The organism is uncultured Oceanicoccus sp. (assembly GCF_963968385.1).
Lineage (GTDB): Bacteria > Pseudomonadota > Gammaproteobacteria > Pseudomonadales > Dasaniaceae > Oceanicoccus.
The window spans coordinates 1-7,603 of record NZ_CAXAHB010000073.1; the positions used below are offsets into that span (position 1 = coordinate 1).

The following is a 7,603-nucleotide window of genomic DNA, read 5'->3' on the forward strand; positions in this document are numbered from 1 at the left end:
TGCTTGCTTCATTAAGGGCCACACACCATAAGCTAGCTATCCAACAATACCTGCTATCGCTGAATTATCGCTTGCAGACACACTGACTGGCAGTTAACTCAATTTACTGACTCAACCAAGGATGCGTGATGACTTACAATACACTCGATTATACAGTGAAGGATTTTATTCTAACGCTAACCCTTAATCGTCCCGAACAACTCAATGCTTTTACCGTTGAAATGGCAGAAGAACTGGTGCATGCCTTTGATCGGGCCAGTGCCGATAACGAGGTGCGCACCATTGTTGTTACCGGTTCTGGCCGGGCTTTTTGTGCCGGCATGGACTTATCCGTCGACGGTAATGTCTTTGGCCTCAACGAACAGCTACGCCCTACTATGGAAGATATGGAAACAAAACTGGAGCAAGACGATATCGTTAACGGTGTACGCGATACCGGTGGCCGAGTTACCCTTGCCATCTACCGTTGTACCAAACCTGTGATCGCAGCCATCAACGGCGCCGCCGTGGGTATTGGTGCTACCATGACCTGCGCTATGGATATTCGATTGGCGTCAGAACACGCACGTATTGGCTTTGTGTTCAATAAAATCGGCATCGTACCAGAGGCCTGTTCCAGCTGGTTTCTACCTCGCATTGTCGGTATTTCGCAAGCATTGGAGTGGGCTTATAGCGGCGATATTCTTAAGCCCGATGAGGCGCTGGCGGGCCGATTTTTGAAGGCTGTGGTACCAGCTGAGCAATTGCTGGATGAAGCCTACCGCATCGCCGCGAAAATAAGCTCCCACAGTCCGGTTGCTATCGCCCTAACCCGACAAATGATGTACCGCAACGCGGCCCAGCCGGACCCAATGACAGCGCACAAAGTTGATTCGTTAGCGATGTTCTACACCAGTATCGGCAGTGGCAAGGAGGGGGTGGCGTCCTTTCTTGAGAAACGCCAGGCCAATTACATCGATACTATTGATAAGGATATGCCCGATTTTTACCCTTGGTGGGAGTGATTCAGCAAACAATGAACCGCGCGATTAGCGAACCACTTAAGCGCGGTGGCTGGCAGTTATTGTTTATCTTAACTGCCGTTACACTATCACCCTTTAGGGTCAAGCCAAATCGGACTTGTCCATGCCCGCTCACGAATGGTTGGCAGCACGCGCGCGTCCGGCTCGCGTCCTAGGCGGATAGCGTCATAGCTTGACCAGCGACAGGTCGGGTTCATCAGTACACGAACATAGTAGAAAGCACTCTGAGTTGAATCATAGTCGGGGTCATGCCAAACCGTTTTCAGCTCATTGGCGCCAGAGCCCTGACTGTAATTGCACGTATTAAGATCCACCGTTGCGCCATTATCCGGGCAACGCTGTGTTGCAGGATCAACTGTCAAACCATCAGCACAGGCGATATCAACCACTTTTTCGTGGGCCTGCCCCTTAGCATCGAGCCAACCTTTAATCACTTGCAGCCGCTGCAACGGCGCATCAAGTGGATCCCGGGTCGCCCAGACCAAAAAGCCGGGGGAGTTTTGCTGGTTCGCGTCGGGGTATAGCACACCACCCATCGGCACACCTTTTGCCATTGACAACTGAATTGCTTCGGGATCATTCAGCACTAGCTGATTAATACCCCAGCCTGCATAGAAACGCATCGCCATGCGCGGGCCGGATGTGGCATAGGTTTCACGGCGAGCTAGCGCATCAAAAATTGCCTCGCGGGTATTCTCTGGCGCCCAAACCGCGGCAAGTCCACCTGATGTATTAAACCGGGTAGTGGATTTATAGGCCTCTTCCACCACGTCCTCACGTAAGCGCCGCATCGCAGACGAGGTGACTGCACCTGCTGCACCGGGAAAATCCCATTCTTCGACATCACCGGGGTTGGAATTATGACTGTCGGTAGCGGCAACAAAGCCGACTTGCAGTGGATTGAATCCCAGTTCACGTTCAAGCTCTAAACCGACCTTTAGTCCCTGACGAACAAACCCTGTTTCGAACGCACAACCGGTCTTTTCGCCCGGCTGGCAAGGGTCAAATACCTGCTCGAAAGCGCATTCTTCATCGGTAGCGCCAACACCAAGCGCACACTCCTGCGCCCCTTTAATCTGGAAAATTTCTGCCAATGGTTCGCGCTTTTGCCGCAGCCGCCAATCGGCCTGATCGTATTCCTGACCATCCCAGGTGTAGCGTGAATACATTAGGCCCCAGGCTTTGTTGGGGTTATGCGGTATGGTGAGAAAATCGCAACCTTCGCCACAGCCAGCCTCAAGCCCCTTCCAAAGTTCAATGGCATTGGGCACATCAAAACTTGAAATGGCTCGGTCAGGCACCGTGTTGGAGCGAAAAATAACATTGCGGTGATGCTTACCCTGATCGGGCAGTCCTGGCGAAAACTCATAAGCAATTAGCGTGGTCAATATACCCGGCTCATAGTATTTATCGGCGAGCTCGATATAGCGTGCCCAATCGGAGGCGGCGTTTTTTATGCACCGCTCGAACGCACCATCGCCAAATTTACAGGTCGGGAAAGAACCGGGGGCAATGGGTTGGCGAGTTGTTTGTTGATAGACGCCCGCGGGTTTTGATGGATCACCGGGAACCGAGGTACCACGCACCGCCCCTGACAACATTTGAAAAATCTTTGGGTTGGGTTCATTAGCCAGCCAGCAAGCAGCTCGCTCACTAAACGATAGATTTGGCTGATCACAGTGGGTACGGGTGCCAAAGCCTTCAGCATGATCGGTGATCGCCACAAAATCAATGGGGCGGCTAAGCTGCATAACCTCATCGCCGGCAACAGTGAGTGGCTCGCCTTTGGCAAAGCGATAAGCATCTTCAATACTCAGCCGGTTACCTAATAGAGCGGCATCAAAACTTTCGGCGGTGTGAAGATGCAATTCACCCCAATACAAATTCATATCTGGGTTGGGCGCTGATTGATAACTGGCTGCCTGCGGCGCGGGCAAGGTTATACGACTGTCGTCCTGTAAGGCATAATCGCGGCCAGCCGTATCTGGGCCATATTTATCTGCTGATAACTGCAACGGCAGCAGTAATTTGAGCCAGATAAAACCAAACGCCAGAAGTAACAAAACAATGACGCTTAAACCGACTTTCTTTAACATATTATGCTCTCTATTTTTTCTTGTTAGACACGCTTTTAAACGTTAACTAACCGATTAATCACGTCCCCTGCCGATTTATTAGGGTTAACTGATCACAAAAGTAGCAGCCCACGCTCAATGCACCACATGGCAGATAGCCCGCCCAAGGCATAAACAGGCACCGGCATCAAACGTTGCTGCCAACCCGATAGTGGACGCTTAACCAGCTGCCAGACACCGAGTAATAACAGAACAAAAACAATTTGCCCCACCTCTATGCCGATATTAAAAAACAGTAGGGCCAAAGGTAGGCTATTCTGGGGCAGACCGACCTCGGCCAAAGCACCTGCAAACCCCATCCCGTGCAACAAACCAAAACCTCCGGCTAGCCACCAAGGAGAGCGACGAAATAATCCCGCCTGGTCACTACGGGCAAGATCCAGAGCCAAGATAAAAATACTCAGGGCAATGGTGAATTCCACCAACAGCACTGGATAGCTAAACACACCCAGTGTCACCAGTGACAAAGTAATACTGTGGCCCACCGTAAATGCCGTAATGGTAGCAATTAACCGCATACCAGCCCCAACCAGTAACAGCAAACCAAAAACAAACATCAGGTGATCAACACCGCCCCAAATATGCTCCGCCCCCAGTACTGAATACTCGGTTATTACCCGGCTCTGGGCAGGCTCAACCGGCACCTGAAATTCAGGGGCTTGTGCGGTCAATACCTGTTGGTAATTGCGACCATCGAGCAAGTTAAGTATCACCATGGCGGACACCTGATTTGCCCCTAGCCCAGAAACGCTCAGGACCTGACCAACCAAGCCTTGCTTGCCCAACTGGTCACACACCAACTGCCAACTAGAGACAATACCCGTGCCTTCCATCCACGCCGGGCTTTCAGCTTGAACCTTACAATGATCCGGCCAGACAGGCTGCAAAGGAATAGTGCTGGTGGATTTGGCCGGAGTTTTCCAGACTACGTTGTATAAGTACGGCTGGGTTTCCACCACCTTTAGTAACGAGGGAGCAAAAAGATGAGCCTGAGCCGTGTAGGCTAATAGCATCATTAGCAGACCCACTATGATCCGCAGATAAAATATCACAGCCTCACCTCGTAATCCTTGCGCAAAGCGGCAATGGCATGCTGCAGAGCTTGGCTGCGCGCTGTAGCCTCCAGATCACTGCGCAATTGCGATATAACCTCGTCCAATCGAGCATCACGGCCGGGTTCAATCGCCGTGACCCATACATAATGCAAGCCGTAGCTAGAATGAATCGGTCCAAGCCACTGACCGACAACGGGGTCTGCCCTCTCCAGCTTATACACAAAGCCGGCGCCAAAGTACTTGGCCAACTGGTCGGGCGTCTGAAGCACAAATTTATTACCCGAAATAAAAGGAGAACTTAAATGTCTGGCCGCCTTAGCATCGAGGCGCTGCCGCTGAATCTCGGCAATAACAGTCTCCACTTCTGCCTCACGTTCAGCATTAAAAAACAAGTGCTCAATGGAATAGCGCGGCGGTCTGCGATATTGCTGCTTGCTAATCGCAAACTTCTCTGCAATTTGGGTTTGGCTGGGCATTGGGGGTGGATTGTCTATTAATAACCGCTGTTGCATGTGCTGAATAAGTCGCCGCTTAACAATCTCGTCACTCAGATGCAGACGCATTGCCAGAGCTTGTTGAAACAATGCGTCATCGGTTTTGCCCTTTGCCAAACCCAAAAAGCGCATATCGCGGAGCAGTTGATCATAGACAATGCTGTCACGGAGGTGGAGATTAAGCTCAAGAGCACGCTGAAAGAGGACATCACGATCTAGCTCATCGGCGATTAATTTTGCCGTCTGCTTTGGCGAGGGCAGTTGGCCGGTCAGTGTAAACCATTGCTGTTGCAATGCTTCTAGCCGGGCTCCCTCGACTGGTCCAATCACTGTTTTGGGCTCGGGTAAGATCACGCTCTGCAGTTTAAAAAAAACAATTCCCAGCAACAAAAAATGCAGCCAAGGCTTGTTTAATTGAGTCAACCAAGCCATCAACAATACTTACTCAATTTATTAAAAGGGTGTGGTCAATTATGCGTTCAAACTTGATTTGTCGCCAACCAAAGCCTGATTGCTTCACCTGCCCCCGACCTATATATCAGGGGCTGTGGCGAATTTTTAGAAATTATAGCGCAAGGTCGCACCATAGGTTTTCGGAGGTGTCAGGAAGAACATTTTTTGGCCTGAAAGTCCACTATAACTAGTCGAGGCGCTAGCATAGGCTTCATCGGTCAGGTTTTTGCCCCAGATCGAAATATTCCATTGCTCATTACGCCAGCCAATCTTTGAATTGACAAGCTCTCTATCACTAACATCCAAGGGCGAAAATTGCGGAACGCCGGTATGAACATGCTCACCCTGATAGGCATAATCGCCACGCAGATATAGCATGCCGTCAGCCAGCGGGAAAACCAAGGTAGCGGCCAGATTACCGCTGAAATCTGCTGCATGATTGAGAGGCCGCGCCGTTTCGGTAAGCTCGTACTTGTAAAGGTATAACAAACCGGCAGATAGGGTCAGATTCGGCAACGGCCGCGCATCTAACTGTATATCAACCCCGGATATTTCCGCAGCATCCTCGTTTACAACAACCGTACCAGTAGTATCAGCGTCTTCACTGGCTTTTTGACTTTGATAATTATCGATTTCAGTTTGAAAGACGGCGATATTAAGGCGCACACTATTATCGAGCAAGTCGGACTTTAGACCTAACTCGTAGCTCAGCGTGTCTTCATCGTCAAATTCACGCTCATCCGCTGCACCGTTGACGCCATTAAAATTACCTGACTTGCTACCCGTTGCGGCACTGATGTAAATCATGCTGGCATCGCCAACATCCATGGCCGCTTTGAGCATCCAGTCCACATTTTCAGAGTTGCGCTTTAAAGGATTGTTTCTGGTATCAATTTCCGTTGTTATAGAAGCAAAATACTCTTTCTGAGCTTCATCACCCTCAGGGCGCTCAACAGGAAAACTCTCAAGATATAGGCGAGCCTCCCTAGTTTCTTCTGTCCAACGCAGGCCGCCGGTCAAGTGCAAACGCTCACCAAGGTGCCAAGTAACCTGAGTATAAACGGCAAAGGTATCGCTATCCCAAATATGCTGTCCAACAAGCTCATCACCCGGTAAAGCAACCGATTTGGCATTTCCTGTTGAAGAATCAATATCGCTACCGACAAAAGCAAAGGGGCCACCATCACCCCGCTGAATTTCCTGTTGGTAATAAAACAGACCCAACTGATAATCGATGACATCGCTAGGGCTAGCCGTCAGCTGCAGTTCCTGTGACAAGCTGTTACCCGCACCATATTGACCTTCAGTGTAGAGTATATCCAGTGGAGTTCGGTCGGAATCCCCAGCCGTTGTATATTCGTGATCATTCCAACCGGTTATCGCAGTCAACTGCGCCCAGTCCAGATCATAGTCAATTTTCAGGGAAACCAGATCAGATTCCGTTTGGAAGGCACTGGGCTGATTGACCGCTATCTTGTAATCATAGGGATCATTTGGGTCTTCGTCGCGCGCATAACCTTCAATATCCAACTCATCTAACTTACCTAACATTTCTTCACTATGAAGCACATCCGGCGCACAACAATTAGCATTGCGAGCGGTACGAGCACCACTTAGCAATACAGTGAGCCGATCATTGGGCTCCCACATCATTTTTGCCTGCACGTTCCAGTCATCAGCGTCATTCTGATCAGGCCCAACAGCGTTTTCAAGATAACCATCACGCTGATGAATACTACTCGACAGACGATAGGCCATCGTATCATTCAACGGACCAGTGCTCGCCAAGGTCAACTTGCGCATCTGGTAATTTCCGGCCTCAACCTTTATAAAGCCTTCTGTTTCCTCAAAATTAGGGCGCTTGGTCACCACGCTAATCAGGCCGGCATTGGTATTCTTACCATATAACGTTCCCTGAGGGCCCTGTAGAACTTCGATACGCTCAATATCGGTAAGATCGCTCATACCCAGGCCAGAGCGGCCTAGAAAAACACCATCCACAAACAGACCGACCGCGGGCTCCAGTGCAGGATCGTTTTGCGGAGTACCCAGACCTCGAACCGAGAGTTTAGTGTTAAAAGGGGTGGTATTACTGGTCACCGTCAAGCTTGGTGTCATCATTGCCACGTCATTGGCATTATTAATATTTGCTTCTTCAATCTTCTCTGCGCTGAAGGCTTGTACAGCCACTGGCACGTCTTGCAAGCTAGCACTGGTCTTGGTGGCAGTAACAATCACCTCTTCGAGTGCTGCGCTGTGGGCAACAGAACTAGCCCCTCCGATTGCAAAAACTACCGCGAAAGCACGCTGCTTAATTTTTATCATAATTATTTCCCGACACAATTATTTATTGTTTTGTTTTATCCGTAGATTACCAGACTATAAGACTTACCAGTAAATATACATGAATCATCTTCGGTCAACCAATCACTTATCGTACTTCT

Annotated in this window: 5 protein-coding genes; 1 reads left to right on the forward strand and 4 read right to left on the reverse strand. The window is 49.9% G+C overall.

The window, feature by feature from the left end; all coding sequences use genetic code 11:
• The first annotated feature begins 128 nt into the window (after nucleotides 1-128).
• On the forward strand, nucleotides 129-1,004 hold the full coding sequence (locus tag AACP44_RS07650) for a crotonase/enoyl-CoA hydratase family protein (protein WP_339339905.1): 876 nt from the start codon (nucleotides 129-131) through the stop codon (nucleotides 1,002-1,004).
• A gap of 86 nt (nucleotides 1,005-1,090) precedes the next feature.
• On the opposite strand, the gene AACP44_RS07655 is transcribed toward AACP44_RS07650, so the two are convergent.
• The 4 genes from AACP44_RS07655 to AACP44_RS07670 form a co-directional block, all read right to left on the reverse strand.
• Nucleotides 1,091-3,118: a DUF3604 domain-containing protein gene (locus AACP44_RS07655; protein WP_339339906.1), complete on the reverse strand. Its 2,028-nt coding sequence runs from the start codon at nucleotides 3,116-3,118 to the stop codon at nucleotides 1,091-1,093.
• Nucleotides 3,119-3,210: 92 nt separating this feature from the next.
• On the reverse strand, nucleotides 3,211-4,209 hold the full coding sequence (locus tag AACP44_RS07660; protein ID WP_339339907.1) for a HupE/UreJ family protein: 999 nt from the start codon (nucleotides 4,207-4,209) through the stop codon (nucleotides 3,211-3,213).
• Nucleotides 4,206-5,138 (reverse strand): peptidylprolyl isomerase, encoded by a 933-nt coding sequence (locus tag AACP44_RS07665; RefSeq protein WP_339339908.1) that lies wholly within the window; start codon nucleotides 5,136-5,138, stop codon nucleotides 4,206-4,208. Before AACP44_RS07665 ends, AACP44_RS07660 begins: the two co-directional genes overlap by 4 nt.
• A gap of 126 nt (nucleotides 5,139-5,264) precedes the next feature.
• Nucleotides 5,265-7,484 (reverse strand): TonB-dependent receptor, encoded by a 2,220-nt coding sequence (locus tag AACP44_RS07670; RefSeq protein ID WP_339339909.1) that lies wholly within the window; start codon nucleotides 7,482-7,484, stop codon nucleotides 5,265-5,267.
• Nucleotides 7,485-7,603 lie beyond the last annotated feature (119 nt).

Bases quoted from the DNA above. Each gene is read 5' to 3' on its own strand.
- AACP44_RS07670 (WP_339339909.1), bottom strand. From the start codon at position 7,484: ATGATAAAAATTAAGCAGCGTGCTTTCGCGGTAGTTTTTGCAATCGGA.
- AACP44_RS07650 (WP_339339905.1), top strand. From the start codon at position 129: ATGACTTACAATACACTCGATTATACAGTGAAGGATTTTATTCTAACG.
- AACP44_RS07655 (WP_339339906.1), bottom strand. From the start codon at position 3,118: ATGTTAAAGAAAGTCGGTTTAAGCGTCATTGTTTTGTTACTTCTGGCG.
- AACP44_RS07665 (WP_339339908.1), bottom strand. From the start codon at position 5,138: ATGGCTTGGTTGACTCAATTAAACAAGCCTTGGCTGCATTTTTTGTTG.